This is a genomic window from Paenibacillus donghaensis, assembly GCF_002192415.1.
GTDB classification, from domain to species: Bacteria; Bacillota; Bacilli; order Paenibacillales; family Paenibacillaceae; genus Paenibacillus_AQ; species Paenibacillus_AQ donghaensis.
On record NZ_CP021780.1, the window covers coordinates 4,486,161 to 4,511,659 of the forward strand.

Sequence of the window (25,499 nt, forward strand, 5' to 3'; positions counted from 1 at the left end):
TGCGAATCTGCAACTATTTCGGGGAAAATTCATGCTGTAACGCTCAAACCTCGAAATTAGATGTGTTATCGCACTTATTTGCTCCAAAACGGAAAAAATCGGTGAATTAGATGCGTTATCGCACTTAAATCGGTGGTGGACTATTGTGGCGATCAAGACACCAGGTCTTGGATGCCCCTATCTTATGGAGGCCTAAGCAGGAACAAATTAAGAGGCAATCAAGCTTGCTGCAGCAGCTCCCGGGCCAGATTCTGGCGGGCGATATGTCTGCCGTACAGAATAAACACCACAACAGCCAGCCCGATGATGCCGGCGGACAACATCAGCAGCGAAGGATAATCGACATATAACTTCGTATTACCGTCCAGCAGCCACATAGAATACGTCATCAATAAACCCAGCAGTGCGCCGAAGCCAAGCCCCATACTGAGATAGAGCAGAATCTGGGTCAATATGATCTGCACCACCCCTTTTCCGTTCACTGACAAGGTTCGGAGGATGGCGTATTCCTTACGTTTAGCGTAGATGTTGCTGATTAACGTACTGAACACTCCAATGATCACCCCGATAATTACGGTCACAATCACGAGGATAAAAAAGGACCAGTTCTGGTAGAACATCTGCCGGCTCTGCTGCAGCGTATCTTCGTAAGAGGAGGTCTGGAAGCTGCTGAACTCCTGCTGCAGAGCTGTCCTAACCTGATCGATCTGCCCGTTAGATTCAGGTGTAACCAGAAATCTATAGGTAGTGTTATTAAAGAAGCGGGCATCCTGCCAATCAATTAATACATCCGCTGGCGTAAAGGAGAATTCAGGAGCGATGTAGGCTACCTGGGCTTGACCAACGGGCAGCCTGTGCTGATCCGGAACAGAATATCGTCCGAGCTCAATAACCGAGCCTTCGATTAATTGATATTGGTCTGCAAACGACTGGGAGATTATGATCTGCGATATCTCCTTGTCCAGCTCCAGCTCTGGCAGCAGCCCCTGCTTCATCAGAGCAGACATGTCCGCGCGTGCAGTGTTCGTCCAATGATATCGTCCATCGACATACAGGTCTGCCAGGCTTCCACTTATGCTGACGAAGCTGGCTTCAGCGACGCCAGCCTGCTCCAGAATCAGCGGCTTCAACTGCTCCGGGCTGGGTGCTTGCTCCCGGTTGCCACTGTATTCCATAACAATGGGTGCAGGAAATGATTCTGCCAAAAAGCTCTCTTCATTAACTTGGAACGTATGAAGAATAGATGACCCAAACACCATAATCAGCATCATGGAGGATACAGTGAGGATCGCGAAGCTGTTGCGCCGGATCTGCGGAATCATATTCTTCACCGCGACCAGGGAGGTCCGGCCTCCCAGCCGTTCCACCGCAGGAAGGATACGTCTAAACATCCCTGCTATGTATAGCGGGAAGAGCAGCGCAAGACCTAGCACTACAGCTAACACTGACAGCAGCAGCGCCAGCGCACCTGCTCCTTCACTGGGGGCCATTACCTTGGCATACACGAAGAAGAGCAGTGCCAGTGCCAGCACCACTTTGCCTCCTTTACCACGGGGTCCGACAGACCGGAAATCGCCGTCCTCATTAAGCTGGATAACTTGCAGCGGCAGAATTCTGGAGTTCCGCAAGACAGGAACCAGAATAAACAGCTCGATCAGCAGCATAGCGCCGCCCATGATCAGCAGTGCGGAGAGGTGATCGAATGCAGCGGACGGCAGCGGCACATCATAGATTCGGTTCATCAGGCGGTGCACACCTGCACCCGCCACCATGGACAGAAGATATCCGATCAAGGCGCCGACCACGTTCATGAGGGTCGTCTGAATCAGAAGGATCATGAACAGATCACCGGTCTTTGCACCCATCGCCCGCATAACGGCAAACTGCTGCTTGTAGGCATACATAAACAACTGGAAGTTCGAGGCGATCAAGAGAGCAGTGCAAAGCAGCAGGATAACGGCCAGAACTCCGACGAACCGGGTCTGGATGATCAGCTGGTTCTGTTCCAAAGCTGAAGCGGTATCAAGGCCAAACAAATACATGAACATGGTGATAATGACAAACACCGACAGGGCAATACTGAAAACCGAAGCCGCCGCAATGGACGGGTTGCGCCAGAAGAACCGCAAGGCCAGCCCCCGGATCGAGCGGATCATCGCGTCCCCCGCAGGATCTGCTCGAACTTCTTCAGAATCACTGGCAGATCCTGTTCTCTGTCTGTCGTCGTATATTCATCCACAATATAGCCGTCATGAAAGAACAATATCCGGTCCGCATAGGCCGCGATATTGACATCATGGGTGACCAGGAGAATGCTCTGGTTCAGCCTGTTCTTCATGTCCACCATCACGTTCAGAATCTCATTTGAGGTATTGTGGTCGAGGTTCCCGGTGGGCTCATCCGCCAGAATGATCGGAGGAGACATAATCAGCGCACGCCCGATGGCCACCCGCTGCTGCTGTCCTCCCGACAGCTGAACTGGCCGGTGCTTGCGCCAGGAGGTCAGCCCCACCAGCTCCAGCATCCGGCTGGTTCGCTGCTCCACTTCAGGATGGGGTAATCCGGACAGAATCAGCGGCAGCGCGATATTCTCCTCCACTGTCAGATCCTTCAGCAACTGAAACGACTGAAAGATGAAGCCGATATTTTTGCTTCTATATTCCGTTGCCATCGGTTCGGTGAACATCTCGTCTTGCCGCACTCCATGCAGCGAGATCGTCCCGCTGTCCGGCGCATCAAGCGCGCCCAGGATACTCAGCAGGGTGCTTTTGCCTGAACCGCTTGTGCCCATAACAGCCAGCATTTCGCCTTCCGCCAGCTCGAAGCTGATCCCCCTGAGCGCCTTCACCCCTGTCCCCGTCCCTGCCCCACTGTACGTTTTGGTTAAATTGCTTACCTCCACGATCATCTTACGTTTGCTCCCGTTCATCTCTGTTTCTAGCATTTCTAGCATTTGACCATCCCCTTTGCAGAACAAAATGAAGAGATTGAGTGCATCTCCAGATTATTCTATACTTAGATCAGATGTCAAATTGTGGAATAGTCAACCAGCCCTCCCCCGCAATCATCCCACCGCCAAGCTACTGAATGACCCTGCAGATGCAGGCCGCCAAACCATTGATCCATGCCTTGAACCGCTATGCGGTCCGCCAATCCGGCCAGAACCTGCTCGCCCTGCGAGGTCAGTTGAACGCGGCGATTCAGTACATCCGGCACCTGCCTCCACGCTAAACTGCTTGTTTCCCCTTCCATGCGCACCAGAGGATGATCCCCCTCCCCCAGCACCTGCAGATAACGGAAGAACTCCAGATCACCCATCCCCAGCAGATGCAGAAGATCGGTGACGCGCCGGAATAACTCCACTAGGGCGCAGCTTCCTTTTTGCAAAATCTTCAGCGTTGTCTGCTCACATCTACCCAAGCCATTACGCACCGAAGGAAGACGGGTGAGATGGGCTTGGAACGCATCATGCATAAAAAGCAGGCCGGCTGCTGTCAGCTCCTCTCTTCGTTGCTCCAGCAGTCCAGCCATGAGGCTCGGGTCCGGCGAGGCATACGCCTGCCAGAACTCACTGCCCAGCTCCATTTCCCGCCGCCCGATGCTGCGCCACGTTCCGTTCAGGGTCTTCAGCTGTGCTTTGGTGAGCTGGCCAAGCCCATGAAACAACTCAATCCCCGGAAACTCCCCAATGCAGAGCAGGCTGAACCGGGTATTGCCGTGCTTTTGCCCCTTGAACCAGTGCAGCAGATAAGCCAGCATGCTCTGGTCAAACAGGTCATGTTCAAACCACAGCACCACCTCATCGTATTTCTGGAACCCGCTAATGCTGCTCTCCTGCTGCTCACAAGCCGCCTTATACTCAGCCGCAGGAATGCCCAGACTATGCTCCAGCACCTCAGCCCGCAAGGCCCGTTCCTGTTCTCCTGCCGGATTCACGAATATCGGCCCTGCCGGGTACACCTCTCTCCAGACCAGCACCTCTCCCTGAACAATCCCTTGCTTCAGCATGTCACCCACATGGTCTCCATTGACAATATGCAGCATTTTTCTGCCTCCTTCATAGAATAGGTTGAACATGGAAGCAAGATCGGCTACAGGCAGCGCTCCCCTCAGCTTGCGGCGGGCATCAAACAGACGTTTCTTCAGCGTCGCCACCGGAAGGTCCAGATAAGCAGAAATTTCTTGTAGCGAATACCCGTAGTAATAAAAAAGCTCTACCGGCACCCGCAGCTTCGCAGACAAATGCCCCACCGATTCACGCAAGGCCCGCTCGCCTTCTCTCCGTTCAGCCAGTTCTGCAACGCCCGGGGCGTCTGTTGGCCTTTGCACCGATTCATCCAAGGGTTGCAGCTTGTGTGTGCTGCGCCGCAGCTGCCTGTGGCATTGCCGGACCACAATGGTCTTGAACCATCCCGGAAAAGCCGCAGGCTCCCGCAGGTTTTTCAGATTGAGATAAGCCTCAATGGACGCCTCCTGGACCACATCCTCCGCCAGCTGAACATCTTTCAGCATGTCATAAGATACTGCGTAAGCCATCCCGCGCATATGCTGCATCAACTGCCCAAACGCCTCATCATCTCCCTGTTGTGCCTGTTCAATCCACTGCTGCATAGCTGCCGGACCTCTTTTCTTCATGTTCTTATGTATAGGTGCCGTTTGGGGATGAGAAGGTTACAGATTTCAGCTGGATGCAACGGAATACTTGGAATTCGCACTTGCTTATGCCAAGGCGCATCAGCATCTGGTGGAGAAGGAATATGCTGCTGTACTTGAAACCGCCGTTCAACTCAAAAACTGGACGGAGAGAACGCCACTGCCGGCCACAGGAGCCAGTTATACTCACAAGGAAGCAGCCCGCCTGTTAGGAGTCACGCCTGAGGTCCTGCGCAATTGGGAACGCAACGGGCTGATCGGCATCCCCAGAGGACATAACCAATCCCGCATCTATGGGGATGAGGAGATCACAAGGCTCCGCATTATTTAAATGTTAAGGCAGAATCATTACAGTATAGCGGCGATCCAGCGCAGTCTAGCCCTATACGACAGCGGAAACCACAGCGGCGCCATCCTTCGGCTCAACCAACCGGCAATCGATAACGAAATCGAATACGTAAGTGCAGGCGACCATTGGCTGGACACCCTCAGCACCTTGTCCATAAGCTCGGAGAAAATCAAACAAATCGTCATGAACAAACATATCCCCACTCTGCAGCTTACACCAAACTTATCTCCTGCATTCCCTAGAAATTATAATGAGGGTGATGTAAAAACCTTGTAACACCGTGGTTTTTCCTGTTAGGAATGATAGACTTGATATTTCCAACAAATTTAAGGTTACTACTTAGGTCCAGCGTGAATTCAGAATGTTACCTGGAATGTTCGGAGCAAATAGATGCAAAACTGCAACTAAATTTAGCCGGATCACCTTCAACGGATGAATAAGTGCGATTGTGCAACTAATTTTGAGTAAATCCAGCTTATTTCGCTCAGAAGGCCAAATTAGATGCCTTTTTGCATCTATTTCACGAAAAACGGAAAAATCATGCTAATTAAGTGCGTTTTCGCAACTAAATCAATGATCGAACTTTTGAAACCACCCCAGAGCTAAGTCTATCCTGCTCTCAGCATACCGCGGCCTAAGTAGTAACAATTTAAGTAACTAAAAGCATCGAAAATACCGTGCCTGCATTAGTAGGGCTTACCTCGTTATAATTTGGGCGGGAATTCAGGTTATCTCTTAGAATTAATTTATATAATAATTGCAGTTCAACAATGAAAAGACCCTGAGGTTTCTCCACCCTCATGGTCTTTACGCCTTTAAATTTGTCCTACTAATATAGTTGTTTTAATTCTTGTTCTGGGGCTGAATCCGTTCCAATATTTAAAGTTTCTGTTTGAGCAGCTTCCAAAGCTCCCTGATCTGAAGGTTACAGAAGCACTGGACCTGTTGTTGCCTTTGTCGCCCGCATTGCCGCCGATCTGTCGGGTATTAACGTCCTGACCTCATTTTATTTTCAGCCCTCATCTTGATGTCAAGGTGGGGGCTATTTGACGCTTACAAAAAGCCCAATCGGTTTTTCCACCGTTCGGCCTCTTTGCTGCACCTCCAACAAGGGAAAATCTTGCAGCAGCTACGGCTCGATTCCCCATACGAGCTTACCTTTCTGATACAGCGTAACTTTGTTCCAGTCGTTGAACGACGTCTTCTTCCCGTCGAACGAGTAGTCGTCCGTCTTGTTAAAATCCGACCAGTCGCTTTTGGCGATACGCACCTGGATGTCGCCGGATTGGCCACCCGCCGAAATCGATCCGGCCGACACAGCGAACCGGATTTCCAGATACCCATCTGTGCCTGTTCGCGCCGGTTCGATCGATGCGAACGTTCCGCCTACTGCGTTTGTGCCGACCTGGGCCCAATCACACCAGAATTCGAGCTCCTCGATACCGTCTTTCGTGAAGTAGTAGCGGAGCTTCACGTCACTCAGCGGAACGTCCGTCTTTCCGGTATTGGTGATGTTGAACGTCGCATAAATCATATTGTCCTCTGCCGCGCCGCTGTTGCTCGTTTTGTATTGGACGACGAGTCCCTCGACCAAGTCCGTTCCGCCGCTCGCAGGCGCCGTCGAGCCTGCTGCCTGCTTCGGAGCGGCCGACTTGCCTCCGCCGTTCACGGGCTTCATGACCCTGGCAAGCATTTTTTGCTTCGGCTTGTTCCATGTCTGCCAATCGTCTAACAGCAACCCACCGGTATCTCCGCTGTTCGGATTCAGGCTCCAGTATGTCCAATACAGATCATTCCGGCCGATGTAGTCGACAAGCGCGTTTTGCCACTTGCCCTCCTTCGAAGCCGAATCGACGCTGCGGCCGCCGAACTCCCCAAGCAGTATCGGCGCGATTTTTTCCTTGTGGATGTAGCCCCAATTAGCATCCCATACACCGGACAGATTGGCGGGAAATTTCCGATCGGCGAACCACGGCTGCGACGAAACACCCGGGCCGTAATCGTGCGGTGAGTAAACGAGCCGGTTTGGCACTTTCAGCCGGACCGGATATTTGCGGACACCCTTCAGATTGCCGCCCCACCAATAGGAGCCGCTCTGTCCATTTACATTCGCGTCCACTCCTTCCACAACAATCAGCCAGTTCGGATTGACAGCGAGAATCGCATTGCCCGCCCGTTCCGCAGCCAACCGCCAGTCACTGGCTGAATCACCGCAGCCCCAGCATACGGAACCGTGCGGCTCGTTATGCAAATCGGCGCCGATCACCGTGTCGTTAGCCAGGTAGCGCTTTGCCAGCATCGTCCAATCTTTAATCCATGTCTTTTCTGGAACCAATTGCGTATACCATCGCTCCGCTTGCCCCGAGGCGGTTGGGCGGTGACGGTCAAGAATGATTTTCATACCGCGCTTTCCCGCCTTCTGAACGAGCTTGTCCAGCAGTTGGAGCGGCGTCAGCCCCTTCAGGTCGGGATTTTTCACATAGTCGATCCCGCTTGGCTTTTTACCAGGCAGCAGCATTTCGTTTGTATACGGAATACGCAGCAAGTTGTACCCTTCTTTTGCAAGCTGGTCCAACATGCTGTCCATCGACCGCATCCACAAGCCGTGGGGAGAAAAATTGTCCGTCTCAAATCCGAACCAGTTCACCCCGTTGAAACTAGCCGGTTTGCCCTGCGCATCGACGATGCGGTTGCCTGACGTGTGGTAGTAGCCCAAAGACGATGTGGGCTTGACTGCAGCAGTCGCCCCGGTGCCCAAGACGAGTACGGCCGCCAACAGCAGGCAGGTTCCTATCCGTTTCATCCGATACTCCCTTTCTATTATCCGGGATTAAACTTAGGCGGGTAGTGTATAGCCTCGCAGGTACATCGCGCCTGTAATGGCCTGCTCTTTTAATATATCGGATAATCAGCGCAGTTGCTGTAAATACATCTTATTATGTAGTCAATCTCGTTCCACCTTAATTCATTCTTTTAATCAAATTCCCATTGGTATCATATTTATAACGTGTAACTGTGCCATCGGACATTCTCATCTCCTCTAATCTACCGTTTGCATCATACTTATATTCTGTTGGCGTATATGTCTTGTAAGGTAGATACAGCCGGTTCTGGGGAACAACCTGCCTTCTCTGTGTGAGACTGGACCAGGACAGCATAGCTACAGCTCCTACACCGTTCTCGAAATATTCAACTTTGATGTCATATCTTTGATCAGCATTTAAGGTGATAGGAACACTAATTAATTCACTGGCCTGTGTCTCCCACTTATCGATCAGCAATTGCCCATTTACCCAAAGACGGGCACCATCATCTGAAGATAAATAGAAGGTGTACGACTCACTGTAGGCAGGACTAACTGTACCGCTCCATCGCACAGAGAATGTGTCTGCTTCCATAGATGGGTCTGGCGAACTGTCCCCCCAGTTGTAATCCAGCGTTGCATCTGTACGCTTGAATTTAAGATCCGTTAAATCCATATTGTTATAATATTCTGCCTGAAGACCTACCCCAGACCTTTCGTCAAGTGGATACAATTGACTTTGTGGCACAATTTCTTTCATTTGGCTTGGACTTTCCCACAACAACCCTATTGAAGCTCCACCCAGATTCTCAAAATACTCGATTTGTATGTCATATTTTTGTCCAGCTTGTAAGGAGATTGGTTTACTCACAAATTGACCCGCCTGAGACACCCATTGATTAACCAGTAGTTTCCCATCTACCCAAAAGCGTAATCCGTCATCCGAATAGAAAGAGAAGGTATAACTTTCGCTATATTTAGGTTTAATTGTTCCACTCCATCTTGCAGAAAAGGTATCCGCTTCCACCGAGGCATCGGGTGAACCTTCTGACCAATTAAACTCGATAAGGGGATCTGTACGGGTTAAACTTAATACTTTTAGATCTTTGTTGTTGTAATACTCCCCTCGAAGCCCCACTCCCGGCAATGCTATAGATGGATATAACTGGATTTGTGGCACAATCTGTTTCGTCTGGCTTGCGCTAGCCCATTGAAGTATAGAAGCTGCACCACCCGTATTCTCGAAATATTCAATTCGAATATCATAATTTTGTCCTGAGACTAATGAAATAGGCAAGCTTGTTAGTTCCCCGGCTCGTGTTAACCATTTATCAATCAATAACTTTCCGTTAATCCACAGCCTTAGACCATCATCTGAGTTGATGTAAAAAGTATAATTTTCACTGTATTTAGGTTTAATCGTTCCACTCCATCTTACCGAGAATGTATCCGCTCCTATAAAAGGGTGAGGAGAACCCGATCCCCAATTATGATTCACTGTAGAATCGACTCGTGTTAATTTCAGACCGGTTAAGTCCATATTTTCGTAATATTCACCTTTTAGCCCCGTGCCAACTGTCTCTATAGGAGGAGACAATTGACTTTGTGGTACAACCTCTTTTTTTTGACTGGGACTTGACCATTGCAGTTCAGCTGTTGCTCCTCCTCCATTTTCAAAATATTCAACATGAATGCTATAACTCTGTCCGGCAGTCATTTTAATAGGTGAGCTGGATAGTACACTAGCTTGCGTCACCCACTTATCGATAATTAACTGACCATTAATCCAGAGCCGTACACCATCATCTGAAGCCATATCATAGGTGTATGTTTCCGTAAATCTAGGTTTAATAGTACCTGTCCATCGTACAGAAAAGTGATCAAGTTGGATGGATGCTACCGGAGAACCCTCTCCCCAATGGAAGTTTATATTGGCATCTGTTCTTGTCATTTTCAAATCAGTAAGTGCCATATCATTGTAATACTCACCCTTGAGACCTGTGCTCGCAGCAGATAATGATGTAAGTTGTTTCGCTACTACTAAGCCGGTTACGAGTTGTACCCGCCCTCCTAAACAAGTGAACACGATTACAATGGATAGTAAGGATATTAGGATTTTTCTTATTGTTTTCACATCAAATTTCTCCTTTGGTTATTATTTCTTCTCAGCAGCCTTACCAAGCAAATTACCATTAGAGCCATGAGCAATGAATACATTATCTTCAGTTTTCCGTACATGGATACTTCTAGTAAATTACCAGCTTTTACAATCATACGATATATAGAGTATATTTCAACACAGGAAACATTCTGATTTCGTACAGGCACATACAAAACTTCTGTTATAAAAAAGCCTGCGCAACCGCAGGCTTTTTAAATATATCTATTTCTAAACAATTACTTTTCTCAAAAATCTATTACAACCTATCCACATTTCCTTACCAAATTTTCCATTATATAAGTAGTTTATCCCATCATTCATACAAGAAGCGTCCCCGCATTTCAAACAGGCTAGGCAGGATAAAAAACTACATGGCTTTCTTTAGTCAAAAAACCACATGGAGTAAAAACTCACATGTGGCAATGTACTTACCTAGCCGATTGAAAAGCTTTTATTACCGCCTCTCCAAGAGAATCATAATTAGAGTCAGTCGATAGGATTATGTAATCCTTACCTTCGCTAACGTAACCGTTATTCTTACGGATTGTCGGTTTTAGTGTATATATGTTCTTTTCTTGATCCATGATAATAATCACATTGAGATGTAGTTTTCTAAATTTACTATACGGTTTTATTCCAAGTACTTCCTCTACACTTCCATCAACTTCTTCCGTCCAATGGGGATGTCTGATACAATCTTGAAACATTTTTGCCAAGGCCTCTCCTAAATTGCCGTAATTTATTGGTGCAGAAAGTATTTCAACACGGTTTGTTGAGGAATTAAGACCTAAATCATTTGTAGCAGTTGCATTTAAAAATATATCCCCTTGTTTATTCTGATAACTCGAAACAATGTAATAGACCAAATAAATCTTCTCCTTATTTTACAATTGTAGTAATAATAGATATACCGAAGTTCTTAGCATATTCAGTAGCGTCGATCAAAGCTTGAACTTGCGATGAGTTCATTTTTACATTAGGTATAGCTATCTGAAACATCTTGCTATCGTACATTGATTGATCCAAGATCATTTTCTTACCATTTGTTCCTATACCTTCAACTGTGGTTAGACCGTTCAAGGTACGTATATCTTTTTTCAACTGACTTAACCACGCCCCTGCCTTTTGATAGCTGCTGCCTATATCATAACTCTTAATACTTGTGACAACTCGATTACTAAGTTTATCCACAGTTGGAAAAGCGGCACCTAGATTGTTTCCAAGAAGTGCATCTATTTTTAATCCACGAGTAGACCACCCCATTTTCCATACATCCTCCCCAGCGTTTACAACACTGATAGTAGTCTTTATTGATTTTGCTGCAAATGCCGCTTCTATTACCCCTCCTATATACTTTAACCCATAGCCTGCCCCTTTTAGCCCCATTGATATTTCCATGCCTGCTGGTCCAAATGCATTAAGATTGTCTAATCCAGTATTCAGATAATTCGCCATATTTTTATATAATGCATCGACATTAGCTGCTTGTTCAGCCCGAACCCTTGCACTACAAGCTGAGTCGCCTAATGAACATTGTTGTCCCCAATGCCCTGTTGGATCACTAAATATTAAAGGATTATTGTATACATATGTATACAAATTCTGCGTCAGCGGATTATTAATCTGCCCTTCAACCGTATCCTCATTCAAAAACCGTCCCATACTCGGATCATAATACCGTGCCCGCAGATAATACAGCCCGGTCTCTTCATCATAAATCTCCCCCGTGTACTTAAACGGATTCGAAATCCCTTCGGTTTGGTTGGTAATGTTACCCCATACGTCATATGAATACGAATTCACCGGCTTACCGCTCGTATCTACAATCTGCACCACGTCGCCGTGACCGTTATACAGGTAATAGTAATCTTTGCTCGCAGTCTTATCCTTCTTCACCAGCACCCGGTCTCCGCGCACATAGTTCGCCTTCTGGCCGTTGCTCTTCTCCTCGGTAATGACTTCCCCATTAAAGTTGTAGTTATACTGAGTGTGCACTCCACTCGTCGATTTTTTGAACCGCAGTCCGTCGGCGTAGTACGTGAAGCTGGTTGTACTGCTGCCTTTAGTCAGCGCGGTCAGGGTATTTTGCAAATCGTACGTATAGCTCGTGTCTTCAAACACCGCCGGGCTGCTGACGCTTTGCTCTTGGGTCAAACGGTTTCCCCTCACATCGTACGTATAGCTGTCTCGCCCCCGCCTGGGTGCACGGTCGTTATTAAGCGGTTCAGCGCATCATATGCGTACGTTGTCGTTTGAGTCGTTCCATCGATTTTCGTTTCCGTGGACGAGGTAATATTTCCATTGTTGTCGTACCCATACACATATTTGGAGAGTATCGTGCTGCCTTTTTTGTTCGTCACACTCTCGATCCAGTTCAGCGCTTTGTTGTTGGTATATTCGGTCTTCAGCACACTGCCGTCCGTTAGTGCCGGATACGTGATATTCTCAAACATACTTACCAATTACTTCGCCAATGTAGAGAACTTAGATAAATCATGTTCCAATTCTTTTAATAAATCATCAATATTTTTAAATTGTTTAGTCTTTACAAGAAGTGTATTTTCACTTTCAATGTCAACAATAAAAAAATCATAAGTAAAATCTGACAATATGGAAACAGAAGCCATATAATCCTCATGGGATAATGCATACTCTAATTTTGAATATCCATATATAACCTCACTTTCGACAATTATTTTATTCTTCATATCGATAATTAGATTTTCAATAAAGTGTTTTATTAAATCAAACATTCTCTCACTCCTCTGGTTATTTTTTAATATCAATAATATTAATGTTACTTCCAAATGGAGCCGGAAGAATTTGACCTTTCTTTTCCGCCAATTTAATTTGCATCTGATTCTTTGATTTGACCAATGACCATCCAAGTTCTGCATCTTTTGTCATGAGCAAAGAAGAATCAATATCGAATTCAACATATAAATCACCTTTATTAGCTTGTCTTTCGTATCCACTTTTTCCATTCGTAAGTACATTTGTTCTCGGAATTATTCCATTTTTGGCAAAGACGTCATACTCGGCTTTTGACATCCATTGACCAACCCGTTGAGTTGATACCGTATTAGCGATGCCTTTGGTTACAACTTTACTACCTTCTTTAATCCCATACTTCTCCATAATGCCTTTAGACAAACCGCCTTGGCCGCTACTTTCCATAAATAATAGTAAACTTCCATCATCAACATAAGTAACAAATGAAAGTGTAAGCCGCATGGTAAGGACTTGATCTTTAGTGAGACCTTTTCCTGAGTTTGCAAGTTTGTCGAAACCTAGACGATCCCTATCACGCCACGCAAGATAATAATCCCATGCTACACTACCATCCTTGTTGTATAACACACCATTTGAACCTAAAACTCTAGTTTCAAATCCAGATCCTCCCATTTCATGTGAATGTCCAGATGGGTCACTATAAATCAACGGGTTATTAATCACATACGTATACAAATTCTGCGTCAGCGGATTATCAATTTGCCCCTCATACGTATCCTCATTTAAAAACCGACCCATACTCGGATCATAATACCGCGCCCGCAGATAATACAGCCCGGTCTCTTCATCATAAATCTCCCCCGTGTACTTAAACGGATTCGAAATCCCTTCGGTTTGGTTGGTAATGTTACCCCATACGTCATATGAATACGAATTCACCGGCTTACCGCTCGTATCTACAATCTGCACCACGTCGCCGTGACCGTTATACAGGTAATAGTAATCTTTGCTCGCGGTCTTATCCTTCTTCACCAGCACCCGGTCTCCGCGCACATAGTTCGCCTTCTGGCCGTTGCTCTTCTCCTCGGTAATGACTTCCCCATTAAAGTTGTAGTTATACTGAGTTTGCACCCCGCTCGTCGATTTTTTAAACCGCAGTCCGTCCGCGTAGTACGTGAAGCTGGTTGTACTGCTGCCTTTGGTCAGCGCGGTCAGGGTATTTTGCAAATCGTACGTATAGCTCGTGTCTTCAAACACCGCCGGGCTGCTTACACTTTGCTCCTGGGTCAAGCGGTTTCCCCGTACATCATACGTGTAGCTGTCTCGCCCCCCGCCTGGGTGCACCGACGTTGTTAAGCGGTTCAGCGCATCATATGCGTACGTTGTCGTTTGGGTCGTTCCATCGCTTTTCGTTTCCGTGGACGAGGTAATATTTCCATTGTTGTCGTACCCATACACATATTTGGAGAGTAACGTGCTGCCTTTTTTGTTCGTCACACTCTCGACCCAGTTCAGCGCTTTGTTGTAGGTATATTCGGTCTTCAGCACACTGCCGTCCGTCAGTGCCGGATACGAGAGCGACTGCACCAGCCCATTACCCGTGTAGCTGTATTGCACATTCGCCGACGCTGCGCTGGTTAGTGCCGCACTGCCATTCGTTTGAACTTTGTCCAGCCTCGTTTTGTTATATTGGTAATTCGTATAAAAGCTCAGGTACACATCTTGAATTTGTGTCGTCCGATCTATGATATCTATATTATTCCGTGTAATCGTACTGTGACTGCCTACACTGGCTTGATTGGCCCGGGTCCGTCCCAAACTGTCTACGGTGAGGCTTTGCGCTGCCGTTTGAGATCCGTTCAGGTAGGTCTTCATCACCCGGGTGCGAATGGGAAGGCCTGATGCAGCGCTGCGGGGTTCAGCAGAGAGAGAATGTCACCAAACGTGTCGTGGGAAGGGCATCCGCCGGCCAACTCTAAAAACGTACGCAACCATTCTTCCCGCACCTTGGCAAAAATCTCCATATCCGCTAAGTAGAGCAAGTACCGCGATAACCAACACTTCTTCTAATTTATGGCGAATTCCGTTCCCTTTTCGCGGTTCGGGAATGTCTTCAAACAGTTCCAGTAAGCTTTTTGATATCACAAGTTCAGCTCCCTTTAAAGTTCTAGAGTCTTTACTTGTGAATTCGGCAATTGGAAAGAAATTACCTGTTCGTAGTTAAAATTTCGTAAGCGATTACCCTGTCAAATAGCCCAAACCTTGACACCAAGATGAGGGCTATTTGACGCTTACGTTTAAATCACCTGGGGTAATACTCTCCACGTGGTTAAATGTTTTATCAATTAATTTAGAGACTTATGTCGAACCTAAAAAATATTCAAATTACCGATTTCAGGAGATTCCACTACTTTACCGTCTCTGTTTCTCAATTTAATTGTTGTATTACCCTTCATTTGAATCGGAGAATCTCTTTTTTTGTATCTCCAAATATTCACTCCAATTCCTATATAATCTTTCATTGCTTAGTTCTAACGAATCGAGTAGAGGTTGGTTTGGCGGCATATACCGTACAAATTGAGAAATCTCCTCCGGATAATCAAAGTCAGCATAAATAGTTTCAACCACTTCCAAAGGATCTGTATAGTGCTCCTTGTTTTCATAGACCCACTGCAGTACTACATATAAAATTTTTTCTTGAGCAATATTATTATCTTCTACAGTGATAAATCCTGAAAGTTTATTAATATATGGATGGATGTCTTCGCCCTTTTTCACCCATGCTAAATCAATTACATCTTGGGATAGATTTTGCTCCTCGCTAATGACGTACATAGCATGTTCAGTTGCTGCCTCCGAGGTCAAATATCCTTGTTTAATAGCAAAGAATAGATCGCTCCACGTTAGATTAACAAAATTCGTAATATATTCATATGGAATTATGATTTTTAAACTATTCACTAGTATCACCTTTCATGGTTTTTGATTTGATTGTCCAGTAATTTTACCTTTAACAATAAATCTTTGATGTGTAACCTTTCCTTCTTGAGTTAATATATATTCATATATACCCGATTTCCCATTCAATTCCCCCTTAACTTGGAGCAATGTCCGCTCAATCTCATCTCCTCCTTTAATTACGAAAGTTTGACCCATTGCTAATACTTTTTCAGATAAATAGCTAGCCGCCCGATGTCCTGGATCTGATTTATTTAATGCACTCCCTACTCGCTCTGCCTTAATTATTTTTGCTGCTGCTTCAGCTGGTTTTAGGGAGTTCCCTCCACCTCCATACATACTTAATACCATACCGTAAACTGTATCCTTAATAGCTTGATCTTCGCCGTAAGTTATCATTAATTGACTCTTTGCCCATGATGACTGTCCATCTGTGCTTTTAGAAGATGTAGCCATATTGAAAAGATAAAGCCATTGATTTCTTTGTTTCTCCCCTAAATATAGGAGTGGTTTTTGTTCCCCAAGATCACTTCTTATATCCCAATAAAGTTGTGATTTGCTCCCTGCAATACGGGCAGTTGTAATCAATAAATCTACTTGGCTCTCGGTATAATGCCCTGTTGGGTCAATATGAGTCAATGGATTATTCTCCACATACGTATACAAATTCTGCGTCAGCGGATTATCAATCTGCCCCTCGTACGTATCCTCATTCAAAAACCGTCCCATACTCGGATCATAATACCGTGCCCGCAGATAATACAGCCCGGTCTCTTCATCATAAATCTCGCCCGTATACTTAAACGGATTCGAAATCCCTTCGGTCTGACTGGTGATATTCCCCCATACGTCATATGCATACGAATTCACCGGCTTACCGCTCGTATCTACAATTTGCACCACATCACCGTGACCGTTATACAGGTAATAGTAATCTTTGCTCGCGATCTTATCCTTCTTCACCAGCACCCGGTCTCCGCGCACATAGTTCGCCTTCTGGCCGTTGCTCTTCTCCTCCGTAATGACTTCCCCGTTAAAGTTGTAGTTATACTGAGTTTGCACCCCACTCGTCGATTTTTTAAACCGCAGTCCGTCGGCGTAGTACATGAAGCTGGTTGTACTGCTGCCTTTGGTCAGCGCGGTCAGGGTATTTTGCAAATCGTACGTATAGTTCGTGTCTTCAAACACCGCCGGGCTGCTTACACTTTGCTCCTGGGTCAAACGGTTTCCCCGCACATCGTACGTATAGCTGTCTCGCCCCCCGCCTGGGTGCACGGTCGTTGTTAAGCGGTTCAGCGCATCGTACGCGTAGCTTGTCGTTTGGGTCGTTCCATCGCTTTTCGTTTCCGTGGACGAGGTAATATTTCCATTGTTGTCGTACCCATACACATATTTGGAGAGTATCATGCTGCCTTTTTTGTTCGTCACACTCTCGACCCAGTTCAGCGCTTTGTTGTAGGTATATTCGGTCTTCAGCACACTGCCGTCCGTTAGTGCCGGATACGTGATCGACTGCACCAGCCCATTACCCGTGTAGCTGTATTGCACATTCGCCGACGCTGCGCTGGTTAGTGCCGCACTGCCATTCGTTTGAACTTTGTCCAGCCTCGTTTTGTTATATTGGTAATTGGTATAAAAGCCTAGATTCACATCTTGAATTTGTGTCATTCGGTCTATGGTATCTAACGTGTTGCGAATGGTTGCACTATGACTGCCTACACTGGCTTGATTGGCCCGGGTCCGTCCCAAACTGTCTACGGTGAGGCTTTGCGCTGCCGTTTGAGATCCGTTCAGGTAGGTCTTCATCACCCGGGTGCGAATGCCGTCGCCACCAAAGATCGAGCGGATTTGTTGTGTCTGTGCGGTGTTGTTGACCAAACCGTTTAGCGTAACACTCGTGAGTTGCTGACGCTCATCATACTGGTAGCCATATAGCGTACCGTTCCTGTCTTTTTTACTGAGCAGCTGACCCAGCGTATTGTACTGCATCGCTTCACTTTGCGATGCGGGGTCCCTCTTCTCGGTGAGCAGACCCAGTTCATTATAGGTTTTGCTGTTAATCTGTTGCGGCGTTCCACCACTGCTCTCCACACTCACATTGGTCAGTTGTCCATTGCCATCGTAGCTGTAGTTCGTCGTCTGGCTCAGCGCATCTTTGACGGCACTAAGACGGCCAAGCGCATCATAACGGTAGGCTGTCGTTACGCCCTCATTATTCTGATTGTTCTTCGGATCCGTATAGGCCGTCACATTCCCCAAGAGGTCGTAGCGGTACGATTCGCTAATCGGCTCCGAGGTCTGCGGCCAGGTCTTAAAGGTTCGTTTATTTCCCCATTGGTCGTAATATTCTTCTACGTAGTTCAGCTTCTCGTTCGTTCGAACATCGATCAGATAACTAATACTATGGCGTTGTTTCAGACTGTTGTCTGAGACATAGATATTTCCAAAGGGATCCACTGCCCGATTCTGCGTGCCCCAAGTATCATAACCAATCGTAGTAATATTTCCAGCCGGATCTGCTGCATAGATCGGCCGGCCATAGTTGTCATAATGATATTCACTGTGCGTCCATTTTCCCGCATACTCGTCCCATTGCTCTTCCATTAAAGATAAACCGAAACCATTATATAGTGTATTGCGATAAGTTTTAATATTTGCCCCTGTAGATACTTGGGTAAGGGTCTTTACAGTATCTACTTTGAGAGTTGATGTGCCTGCATTCTCGGCATCGAAATCATGATGTCCAGTATTATTTTAAATATTTAACAATAAAAAAAGCGAGTTTTTTTCATTTAACCTTTTCAATTATTATTTGCGATGATCCTTCTTCAAGTGAATTATGATCATCAAAATGCAAATGTGTATTTAATGGCACCTCACCTTGAGCTAAATTCAACAAATGATTTGCTAATGAAATAAGACCTTCTTGATTAGCAGAAATTTTAACAGTCTCTTTATCTACAGAACAATCAATATAAAAGTTATCTTCCCATTCTAATTTAAATCCCATTTCAGATGAATAAGCAGGCATATTAATATTAATTTTCATTTCAATCCTCCAAAAAAATATGATAATTTTGATCAACTAACATTCCCCCGGCTTCTTAGGATTCATTCGGCACTGGGAGGGGAAAAAAGACCTTGAGGATTCAAGCCCCAAGGTCATACATTTTTACGTTTGTATTAATTTTTTAAGAGAGTCATACATCACTTCTGTTATAAATACTCCAGTTATTCTCTCATTTATAAAACGTACTATATCGAGTGGGTCATAATCAATATTGGACTCTCCATAAATGAGTTTAACGTTTGATACCCCTTCCCGAATCATTTTCTTGCCTAGTTCTTTATCTCCCTTACTTAAATAGTGCTTTCCCAAATCAGAATAGTTGGAAACATGTTTTGAACACTCTTGTATTGACTCATTTAATAATGATTCAAATTTTGAAATATCTTTACACTTGTAATGCCAAGCAAGAATGTAAGATAACATAGAGGATGTTTCACAATTTACCACACTTTTTAGATCGAGTGCTTTGTTTACAAGTATTTCATCTAAGCCACCTAAATACCAATCTATAAAGAATAACTTTAATACAAAAAATAGTGAATTGTCCTTGTGATAGGTTAGTGCAGTGTTGAGATACTCAGTAGCTCGTTCGTAATCTTCAATCGGAGACATTGTCTCCAAAATCACTAATCTAGACCAACCATCAGCATCGTACGGATTAATTTTCAAATAGTCTAACATTAGGTTTTCCGCTTCCTCAAGAGAGTCTCTATTCATAACTAATTTTGATACAGTCGCTTGCAATATTAGATCTTTCATTTAACCACTCCATTTTATTTAACGAGGTTTCCAATTACCCTGTCAGCAGTTCCCATAAAGGCATTCACGTTAATAATTGTACCATTATCATTAACGTAAAATCTTAACGTTACATCATATCCATTAATTTTGGTGTGCATTTGGTTTGAACCTTGTTTTAACTTGGAGGAGTCTACAGATCCGATTTTTCCAGTTATACTACTGAATATAGATTTTTTGTCACTCCCTAACTTCATTATACCGTCTTTAATATGGTCGGCTGAGAATACGTGACCCTCATATCGCTTAAATAAATCTGTCTGGAAGCTAATTTTTGTAAAGCAGTTATGCACCCAAATCCCAAGGTTCGAAACAAAGTATGAATTAAAGTCCGCAACTTCAAAGTTATAAACCGTTGCTTCGCGTGGCTCTTTTTCAATTTTATCTATTGCCAGTTTAGAACCGTCACTCGAAACAAGCAAGTCGCCACCTTTTAGGTCTCTGACAAACGTCCATCCCTTGCCATCCAACCAGAACGGATGCTCACCCGTAGCCTCGATGATTTCATCACCAATGTGGACATTGTAAATTTCATCAGCCTGCTTTTGGAACAGCCCTACGACCTCTTTATATGCCACATCTCCAGTCTCATCAGACTTTGCGAGAACCTTGTCCCCTACCTCGATTTCCTCGATAGGTTTCTCCCCATCCTCTGTTTGCACCTTCGTCCCTGCTGTAAAACAATTACACCCTAACGCTTTAGCGATCGCCTTTTCATTTTTTACCGTTTTTTCAACTGCTCTCTCAATTACTTTACCTTCCTTGCTAATCAGCTTTACAACTATTTTACCGCCCTTAATAAATTTACCTACGGGGATGAAACCTGCAATAGCGAGCGATTTATCGAACGTTGAGGCATTCGGATCGATAATCGTCCGAATATCGTCAACGACCATAAAATTTGCCACAGCGACAGCCGCTGACTTCACCATCTTCCAACCGTCTCCAACCCATTTCCACACATTCCCACTTGGGTCTACATAGATGAGCGGATTATTACCTACATAAGTATACAGGTTTAACGATAAGGGGTTCGTAATCTGCCCTTCAACCGTATCCTCATTCAAAAACCGTCCCATACTCGGATCATAATACCGTGCCCGTAGATAGTAAAGCCCAGTCTCTTCATCATAGATTTCGCCCGTATACTTAAACGGATTCGAAATCCCTTCGGTTTGGTTGGTAATGTTACCCCATACATCATACGAATACGTATTCACCGGCTTACCGCTCGTATCTACAATCTGTACCACATCTCCGTGACCATTGTACAGATAATAATAATCCTTTCCCGCCGTTTTGTCTTTTTTCACCAGTACCCGGTCGCCTCGTACATAATTGGCTTTCTGCCCGCTATTTTTCTCTTCGGTAATGACTTCTCCGTTCAAGTTGTAGTTGTATTGGGTTTGACTGTTCCCTGTCACTTTTTTGAACCGCAGCCCATCTGCATAATACGTGAAGTGGGTCGTCTTGCCGCCTTGGCTGAGTGTCGTTAATGTATTAAGCAGATCATACCCATACGTGGTTTCTGCAAAAGCTGCCTCTATAGAGGTTTTACTCTCCAGCGTTAATCGATTCCCTCTTAAATCATAGGTATACGCTTCTCGGCTGCCATCCGCTCGGGTGACGGTGAGTAGCCGGTTTAACGCATCATACGTATAACTGCTCGTTTCCGTCGCTTGATCCTTTCTCGTCTCGATCGATTTGGTGATATTCCCGTTATTGTCATACTCATATTCCGACTTGGATAACACGGTGCTGCCCTTCCAGTTGGTCACACTTTCGACCCAGCCCAGTGCCTTCTTGTATTGGTATTCGGTCTTTAAGAGACTGCTATCTGTCAAAGTCGGATAGGTGAGGCTTGCCACTTGTCCAGAACCGGTATACTGATACTGAACATTTACGGCTGCGCTGTTATTAACTACGCCATTGCCATTGGTTTGAACTTGGTCGAGACGCAGCTTATTGTACTTATACTGTGTATTAAACGCCAGATAGTCATCATTTACTTCGGTAACCTGCCCCAGAATATTATATCCGGTCCGAATGATGGAACTATGACTCCCTACTCTCTCCGTCTTTTGGCGAGCACGTCCGAAACTATCGATATACAAGGTACGACTTGCCGATTGTCCCCCGTTCATGTAGGTCTGCGAAGTCTGATAACGCGGACCGCCATCACCAAAGATAAGGCGCTTCTCTTGCGTTTGCGCGACTCCATTAACAGTTCCCTTATAGCTGGCGCTCTTCAGCTGACTCCGCTCATCATAACGATAGTCCGAAACCGTCCCCATTCGATCCGTCTTTTGTTGCACTAATCCCAGGTTGTTGTAGTGCTGGGTTTCATTTAGAGATGCCGCATCTCTTTTAATGGTCTGTAATCCTAATTCATTATAGGTTTTGGTATTTATTGTTTGCGGACTGCCACCTGCTGCCTGAATAGTCGAGCTGATGATTTGACCGTTGCCATCATACCCATAGGCGCTTGTTTGGTTTAACGCATCCTTGAGTGAAATCAGACGGTTTAATCGGTCATACCGGTAACTGGTCGTCACCCCTTCATTATTCAGGTTCTGATTCGGATCCGTATAGGCCGTGACATTCCCTAACAGATCGTACCGATACGATTCGCCGATCGGCGCTGAAGTCTGGGGCCAGGTCTTAAAGGTTCGTTTAGAGGTTTGATTTCCCCATTGATCGTTATATTCTTCCACATAATTCAGCTTCTCGTTCGTTCGAACATCGATCAGATAACTAATACTATGGCGTTGTTTCAGATTGCTGTCTGAGACATAGATATTTCCAAAGGGGTCAACCGCCCGATTCTGTCTGCCCCAAGCATCATAACCGACCGTAGTAATATTTCCAGCCGGATCTGCTGCATAGATCGGCCGGCCATAGTTGTCATAATGATATTCACTGTGCGTCCATTTTCCCGAATACTCGTCCCACTGTTCTTCCATTAAAGCTAAACCGAAACCATTATATAGTGTATTGCGATAGGTTTTAATATTTGCCCCTGTAGATACTTGGGTAATAGTCTTTACAGTATCTACTTTGAGAGTTGATGTGCCTGCATTCTCGGCATCGAATTCATGATGTCCAGTATTATTATAATAATTAATTTCGTCGACTTCGCTATAGATGACACCGAGATCATTTGTTGTGTTTGGATACGTAACTTTCTGGGTTCTCCCTAACGCATCGTATTGGTAAGAGGTGACGCGATCATTTCCATCTCTTTCTTCCAACACCCGTCCACTGGCCATGTCATAACGGATAGTCTTTCTTACAGCTTGCTCGTTCGGTTGATTCACATTGAAGTATTGCTGCTGCTCCGTAGGATACGCATATCCTGTTTCAGCACCAAGAACAGTAACCGTTTTAGCAACCAACTGTCCTGCAGACGTTTTGGTTTCGGTGATTCGGTGGAGTTTACCTGAACCATCTGGGGCATTCTCATAAGTGTAGCTGCTGACCTCACCCAGCGGGTTAGTAAAGCTATTAACCCGGCCTTGAGCAGTATACGTATAGCTTTCTGAGCTTGGTGCTGCATCGTTCTCATTCTGATACCACGATTTACCGGATATAAACCTGAAGTTGGGCTCATAACTATAGCTTGTCGTATATTTCTGTTTGAGTCCCGGGTTGTTTCGCTGACTCTCGGTTAGCGGCTGGGTAGCGCTGGCGATGTTCCCCCACTCATCGTAGGTAAAGTCAGAGTAGAGCTTATTGGCTGTGCTGTCATTATCTCCAGCTCCAAAGTCCAGACTTTCACTTAGGGTTGGCGATTGGGAGAACAGAGGGTGAAACGCCGAATTTCGTATCACTGTCTTCTCGCCATTTTGGGCCATTTGCTCTGTAGAGAGCAGTTGTCCCTTCCCATTAAAGGTGTACTTGGTATCTATATTTCCACTTGACGCCTTTTGACTGGCAGCCGTGGAATACGTGAATTCAGCCGGATACTTATCTTGTTCATAATATGTAGGGTAAGCATCATAACTTCCATTTCTGCTATACTCCACCTTATTGTATTCACCGGTAAACGCACCTGATTTTATCATTTGGTCATAGCGTGAGCTTACATATTCAGTGACCATGGCCCCGTAATAACCATAATTCCGCTTTCCATATTCATAGTTATATTTGGTCAGAGAGTGAGGGTACTTCACCTCCCATAATTTAATGTACGCGGTGTTCTCCGTATAGGAATCCCAAGGTTTAAAATCCTTCAGTTGCGTGTTATAAAAGAAATTACCCACAATGTGTGAAAATTGCGTCTTTTCTCCGTTTTGGCGGGTAATCGACGTTAATACAGGGACTGCGATTCCCGGGCACGCGCGGTCATAGTAGCCTCCGGGATAGACTCTATGCAGTTCGTAGGTCACTCGCTTTCGGGTATAGGTGACCTGCTCGCTTTGTTCACCCGAAGCTTTCAGAACGGACACCGTAATCCGTTCTTCGGGCGTTTCCTGATTCGGCTCCAATCTGGCGTTCTTGATGTAATCATATTGGAAAAGTACCTTTCGTCCCAAACTGTCATTAATTTCGGACAACAAGAGCTGAGCTCCATGATCTGAAGGTTTACCTTCGTATTTGAAGGTGATTACGTTACCAAAACGGTCTTTGATGCCCAGCAGGACATTGTCATATCCGCCAAAATATTCTCTTTTCCCATCTGCATATTCCAGATAATAATCGGACCCGTACTGGCCGCTGTTAAAGGTTTGGGCAGCATCGAAGACAAAACGCATATCTTTGCCTTTATAGCCTTTAAGATGGGTATAGTTCTCCAATTCATTCTCTGAAGAAGTCGTAACATTATAGATTGCACCTTGACCATCATGATACGAGATATTTCCGTAATTATCTCTCTCTACCGATGGGAAGCGGAAACTCCACCCTGTACCCAGATCATATCTTCTATTGTTGAAATTATACGCCCCAACCTGCGGGTCGATGAGCTGGGCCTGGTTTCCATTAAACATCACTCCGATGTTGAGATCCAGTCCATCTCTGCCCGGCAGACTGATCTGGGTATCTTTCCAAGTAAGCGATCCTGAAGAGGGATCTACCGTCTCGCTGGATAATGACCGATCTGAGAACTGTGGCTTAGCGGTCTGATTAATCACTTCCATCTGAAAATCGTTAAACACACTACTGATATTATAGTCTAGTGAAGTGAGGATCGTACCTTTAAATCTTTTTCCCAGAAGTTGATCATAGACTGTTTGAGTTACGGAATACACGCTGTCGGCTACACTTAGTTCTTGGATAGACAGAGGGGCCAGATCTGTGCTATAAACGGATTCCGTTACCCTAGCAAGATCCGAAGTAGGTAAAGATTGTCTAAACAAATCCCATGAACTCTTGTATTCTACTTTTTTCTGGTATAGCTCGAAGGGTTCCATCTGTTGTTCGCTGCTTAAATAAGCCAATTCATATATATCTTCGATGTTGGCTCCGAGCTCCATTAGTTTCTTAATATCTTCTGTAGATAGCGCAATAGGTTCAAGCTTGGCAGATGTAGACATGAGTCCTCGTGCTCTTGCTTGAGACTTTGCATATTTTTGTTTGATAACTTCAACCTTGGTTTCCCATGTGACTTCCGGCACTTCCAATATCTTTTGATTTAATGCTCTGCTGAGATTATTTCGGTTCAAATCTTCATCAAATAAATATTCATGAGTAATCTGGGGCTCGTAATTCACATCCGGTGCAGGGTAAGAAGAGGAAGCTGAAGGTTCTTTAGGTTCCTCAAAAAGTGATGTTAATGAATTCGATGGCTGTCCACTCTCTTGTGCTTGTACGGTTGGAAGTGAGTAATCTGTTGATAGATTGGGTAGGACAATGGCAAGGCACAAGAAAATAATAAGTAACTTGAATCTTAATGTATTGGATTTCAAATTCATCTCTCCTATTAATTATTAGCTGGTTGACTGGTTATACACTCCATAAGTAGAAGGACGCACGG

General features: G+C 45.3%; 17 protein-coding genes and 1 pseudogene. 1 reads left to right on the plus strand and 17 read right to left on the minus strand.

Annotated elements, in window-relative coordinates; translation table 11 throughout:
• Window positions 1-218: 218 nt before the first annotated feature.
• The 3 genes from B9T62_RS20650 to B9T62_RS20660 form a co-directional block, all read right to left on the minus strand.
• On the minus strand, window positions 219-2,156 hold the full coding sequence (locus B9T62_RS20650) for an FtsX-like permease family protein (RefSeq protein ID WP_087917021.1): 1,938 nt from the start codon (window positions 2,154-2,156) through the stop codon (window positions 219-221).
• Window positions 2,153-2,953, minus strand: a complete 801-nt coding sequence (locus B9T62_RS20655; protein ID WP_087917022.1) for an ABC transporter ATP-binding protein — start codon at window positions 2,951-2,953, stop codon at window positions 2,153-2,155. Before B9T62_RS20655 ends, B9T62_RS20650 begins: the two co-directional genes overlap by 4 nt.
• Before the next feature lie 74 nt (window positions 2,954-3,027).
• Window positions 3,028-4,611 (minus strand): sigma-70 family RNA polymerase sigma factor, encoded by a 1,584-nt coding sequence (locus B9T62_RS20660; protein ID WP_087917023.1) that lies wholly within the window; start codon window positions 4,609-4,611, stop codon window positions 3,028-3,030.
• Between the two features lie 91 nt (window positions 4,612-4,702).
• Here B9T62_RS20660 and B9T62_RS20665 point away from each other — a divergent pair, with 91 nt between their 5' ends.
• Window positions 4,703-4,984 (plus strand): MerR family transcriptional regulator, encoded by a 282-nt coding sequence (locus tag B9T62_RS20665; RefSeq protein ID WP_157793942.1) that lies wholly within the window; start codon window positions 4,703-4,705, stop codon window positions 4,982-4,984.
• 17 nt (window positions 4,985-5,001) lie between these two features.
• On the opposite strand, the gene B9T62_RS40030 is transcribed toward B9T62_RS20665, so the two are convergent.
• The 14 genes and pseudogenes from B9T62_RS40030 to B9T62_RS20740 form a co-directional block, all read right to left on the minus strand.
• Window positions 5,002-5,187 carry a hypothetical protein gene (locus tag B9T62_RS40030; protein ID WP_169834416.1) on the minus strand — a complete coding sequence of 62 codons (186 nt, stop codon included), beginning with the start codon at window positions 5,185-5,187 and terminating at the stop codon, window positions 5,002-5,004.
• A gap of 944 nt (window positions 5,188-6,131) precedes the next feature.
• Entirely contained in the window at window positions 6,132-7,805 is a 1,674-nt protein-coding gene (locus tag B9T62_RS20675; protein WP_087917026.1) for a cellulase family glycosylhydrolase, read from the minus strand.
• Between the two features lie 157 nt (window positions 7,806-7,962).
• On the minus strand, window positions 7,963-9,939 hold the full coding sequence (locus tag B9T62_RS20680) for a PA14 domain-containing protein (protein ID WP_087917027.1): 1,977 nt from the start codon (window positions 9,937-9,939) through the stop codon (window positions 7,963-7,965).
• A 455-nt stretch (window positions 9,940-10,394) separates the two neighbouring features.
• Complete coding sequence (locus tag B9T62_RS20685; RefSeq protein WP_087917028.1) at window positions 10,395-10,832, minus strand: hypothetical protein; 438 nt, start codon at window positions 10,830-10,832, stop codon at window positions 10,395-10,397.
• Between the two features lie 13 nt (window positions 10,833-10,845).
• A complete protein-coding gene (locus B9T62_RS20690; protein WP_245863938.1) occupies window positions 10,846-12,120 on the minus strand; it encodes an RHS repeat-associated core domain-containing protein in 1,275 nt (424 codons plus the stop codon).
• A gap of 11 nt (window positions 12,121-12,131) precedes the next feature.
• Window positions 12,132-12,419: an RHS repeat domain-containing protein gene (locus B9T62_RS40755; protein WP_087917030.1), complete on the minus strand. Its 288-nt coding sequence runs from the start codon at window positions 12,417-12,419 to the stop codon at window positions 12,132-12,134.
• Between the two features lie 9 nt (window positions 12,420-12,428).
• Window positions 12,429-12,719, minus strand: coding sequence for a hypothetical protein (locus B9T62_RS20700; RefSeq protein WP_087917031.1), 291 nt, complete (start codon window positions 12,717-12,719; stop codon window positions 12,429-12,431).
• 16 nt (window positions 12,720-12,735) lie between these two features.
• Entirely contained in the window at window positions 12,736-14,574 is a 1,839-nt protein-coding gene (locus B9T62_RS20705; protein WP_087917032.1) for an RHS repeat domain-containing protein, read from the minus strand.
• Window positions 14,574-14,844, minus strand: a pseudogene (locus B9T62_RS41835) (transposase family protein). The gene B9T62_RS20705 and the pseudogene B9T62_RS41835 overlap by 1 nt, the downstream one beginning before the upstream one ends.
• Before the next feature lie 300 nt (window positions 14,845-15,144).
• The gene (locus B9T62_RS20720; protein WP_087917035.1) at window positions 15,145-15,660 is read right to left on the minus strand and encodes a DUF2247 family protein; all 516 of its coding nucleotides are present in this window, start codon (window positions 15,658-15,660) and stop codon (window positions 15,145-15,147) included.
• A gap of 12 nt (window positions 15,661-15,672) precedes the next feature.
• The gene (locus B9T62_RS20725) at window positions 15,673-18,261 is read right to left on the minus strand and encodes an RHS repeat domain-containing protein (protein ID WP_245863939.1); all 2,589 of its coding nucleotides are present in this window, start codon (window positions 18,259-18,261) and stop codon (window positions 15,673-15,675) included.
• Between the two features lie 184 nt (window positions 18,262-18,445).
• Window positions 18,446-18,706 (minus strand): Imm32 family immunity protein, encoded by a 261-nt coding sequence (locus tag B9T62_RS20730; protein WP_087917037.1) that lies wholly within the window; start codon window positions 18,704-18,706, stop codon window positions 18,446-18,448.
• A 123-nt stretch (window positions 18,707-18,829) separates the two neighbouring features.
• A complete protein-coding gene (locus B9T62_RS20735; protein ID WP_087917038.1) occupies window positions 18,830-19,486 on the minus strand; it encodes a tetratricopeptide repeat protein in 657 nt (218 codons plus the stop codon).
• A 14-nt stretch (window positions 19,487-19,500) separates the two neighbouring features.
• On the minus strand, window positions 19,501-25,431 hold the full coding sequence (locus B9T62_RS20740; RefSeq protein ID WP_169834417.1) for a polymorphic toxin-type HINT domain-containing protein: 5,931 nt from the start codon (window positions 25,429-25,431) through the stop codon (window positions 19,501-19,503).
• Window positions 25,432-25,499: the final 68 nt, after the last annotated feature.

Bases quoted from the DNA above. Each gene is read 5' to 3' on its own strand.
- B9T62_RS20735 (WP_087917038.1), bottom strand. From the start codon at position 19,486: ATGAAAGATCTAATATTGCAAGCGACTGTATCAAAATTAGTTATGAAT.
- B9T62_RS40030 (WP_169834416.1), bottom strand. From the start codon at position 5,187: ATGACGATTTGTTTGATTTTCTCCGAGCTTATGGACAAGGTGCTGAGG.
- B9T62_RS20660 (WP_087917023.1), bottom strand. From the start codon at position 4,611: ATGCAGCAGTGGATTGAACAGGCACAACAGGGAGATGATGAGGCGTTT.
- B9T62_RS20655 (WP_087917022.1), bottom strand. From the start codon at position 2,953: ATGCTAGAAATGCTAGAAACAGAGATGAACGGGAGCAAACGTAAGATG.
- B9T62_RS20675 (WP_087917026.1), bottom strand. From the start codon at position 7,805: ATGAAACGGATAGGAACCTGCCTGCTGTTGGCGGCCGTACTCGTCTTG.
- B9T62_RS20730 (WP_087917037.1), bottom strand. From the start codon at position 18,706: ATGAAAATTAATATTAATATGCCTGCTTATTCATCTGAAATGGGATTT.
- B9T62_RS20725 (WP_245863939.1), bottom strand. From the start codon at position 18,261: ATGGAAGAGCAATGGGACGAGTATGCGGGAAAATGGACGCACAGTGAA.
- B9T62_RS20700 (WP_087917031.1), bottom strand. From the start codon at position 12,719: ATGTTTGATTTAATAAAACACTTTATTGAAAATCTAATTATCGATATG.
- B9T62_RS20705 (WP_087917032.1), bottom strand. From the start codon at position 14,574: ATGAAGACCTACCTGAACGGATCTCAAACGGCAGCGCAAAGCCTCACC.
- B9T62_RS20650 (WP_087917021.1), bottom strand. From the start codon at position 2,156: ATGATCCGCTCGATCCGGGGGCTGGCCTTGCGGTTCTTCTGGCGCAAC.
- B9T62_RS40755 (WP_087917030.1), bottom strand. From the start codon at position 12,419: ATGTTTGAGAATATCACGTATCCGGCACTAACGGACGGCAGTGTGCTG.